This is a genomic window from Candidatus Symbiopectobacterium sp. NZEC135 (assembly GCF_025962695.1).
The window spans coordinates 1-1,402 of the sequence record NZ_JAGFPF010000448.1 but is presented as its reverse complement, the minus strand read 5'-3'; the positions used below and the strand labels follow the sequence as shown (position 1 = coordinate 1,402).

Sequence of the window (1,402 nt, the reverse complement as noted above, 5' to 3'; positions counted from 1 at the left end):
GACCTGTCATCCTGGCTGGCGTATCGCGAGCAGTATGTGTTGGTGGTGACGTCCACCACCGGGCAAGGGGATCTGCCAGATTCCATCGCCCCGTTGTTTGTTGCGCTACGTGAAAAGGGTGGCCATCAGCCAGCGTTGCGCTATGGCGTCATTGCACTGGGCGACAGCAGCTATACCCATTTTTGCGGCGCGGGTCAGCAGTTTGACGCCTTGTTGCAAGAGATGGGGGCTCAGCGTGTGGGAGATCTGCTCCAGATTGATGCGACAGAATGCCCGGAACCGGAAGTGCTCTCCTGCCCGTGGGTAGAGCAGTGGGCAGGGTTGGTTGAAGCAGGCTGATAACCGCGCATGGGCTATACATATGCTATGCATCTGCATATACTTGGGATATGCGTTGAAAGCATCAAGGCCGAACGGCCAGTGAGGTATAACCATGCGTATCGTTTCTGTGTTTAAAAATGGCAATAACCGGGCTATCCGCCTGCCTCGTGATATGGATTTTGAAGGCGTCACCGAACTGGAGATCGTGCGAGAGGGCGATACGCTCATCTTGCGCCCGGTCAAACCCAGTTGGGGCTCCTTTCTGCAAGAAGCAAAGGCGGATGCAGATTTCCTGACAGAACGTGAGAACGTTGTCTGCGATGAGGGCCGCTTTAAGCTATGAGCAACCTGTACATGCTGGACACCAATATCTGTTCTTTCATCATGCGAGAGCATCCTGAGGCGGTTATTCGTCGTCTGGAACAGGCTGTTTTACGCCGCCACCGTATTGTGGTGTCGGCGATCACTTATGCTGAAATGCGTTTTGGCGCTATCGGTAAAAAAGCCTCTCCGCGCCATACTGCGTTGGTTGATGCGTTTTGCCTTCGCCTTGATGCCGTAGTGCCTTGGGACCAGGCTGCCGTTGATGCGACGACTGCTATCAAGGCAGCGATGGCGACAGCGGGAACGCCCATCGGGCCAAATGATACCGCGATTGCTGGTCATGCCGTGGCTACGGGCGCGATTCTTGTCACCAACAATGTGCGGGAATTTGAACGCCTGCCCGCGTTGATGCTGGAAGATTGGGTACACTGACACCAGGTCAGTGACGTAAAAACCTGTCACAGTAAAAACAAAACCCCACGTCAATGCATGGGGTTTGTTAGCAGCCATCAAAGACGTGGAGACGTGCAGCGTATCAACGCCCTTTGGTCAGCTTCTCCAGATCGGACTCGATCTCATTAATTTTATTCGCCACCACGCTTTCCAGATGACGCAGATCGTCGAGGATTTTGCGTTTCAGATCGACTTCAACCTGATCGCGTTGGCAAATCTGGTCCAATTCATCAATGACATAGCGCAGGTTGGGGCTGATCTCATTGATCTCTTTAAAGCCTTGTCCGCTGTTATCCGCGACGAT

General features: G+C 53.5%; 4 protein-coding genes. 3 read left to right on the top strand and 1 reads right to left on the bottom strand.

What is annotated here, in order from left to right; translation table 11 throughout:
• From J5224_RS27770 to J5224_RS27760, 3 genes are all read left to right on the top strand, one after another.
• On the top strand, positions 1–339 hold a 339-nt coding region (locus tag J5224_RS27770), incomplete at its 5' end, for a flavodoxin (protein WP_264628355.1).
• A gap of 94 nt (positions 340–433) precedes the next feature.
• Positions 434–664: a type II toxin-antitoxin system VapB family antitoxin gene (gene vapB / locus J5224_RS27765; protein WP_264628354.1), complete on the top strand. Its 231-nt coding sequence runs from the start codon at positions 434–436 to the stop codon at positions 662–664.
• Positions 661–1,077 (top strand): type II toxin-antitoxin system VapC family toxin, encoded by a 417-nt coding sequence (locus tag J5224_RS27760; protein ID WP_264628353.1) that lies wholly within the window; start codon positions 661–663, stop codon positions 1,075–1,077. The genes vapB and J5224_RS27760 overlap by 4 nt, the downstream gene beginning before the upstream one ends.
• 103 nt (positions 1,078–1,180) lie before the next feature.
• Here J5224_RS27760 and J5224_RS27755 read toward each other — a convergent pair.
• On the bottom strand, positions 1,181–1,402 hold a 222-nt coding region (locus J5224_RS27755; RefSeq protein WP_264628352.1), incomplete at its 5' end, for a DUF3461 family protein.

What these genes read in the sequence shown, in the direction of transcription:
- J5224_RS27760 (WP_264628353.1), top strand. Translation starts at nt 661, where the DNA reads ATGAGCAACCTGTACATGCTGGACACCAATATCTGTTCTTTCATCATG.
- vapB (WP_264628354.1), top strand. Translation starts at nt 434, where the DNA reads ATGCGTATCGTTTCTGTGTTTAAAAATGGCAATAACCGGGCTATCCGC.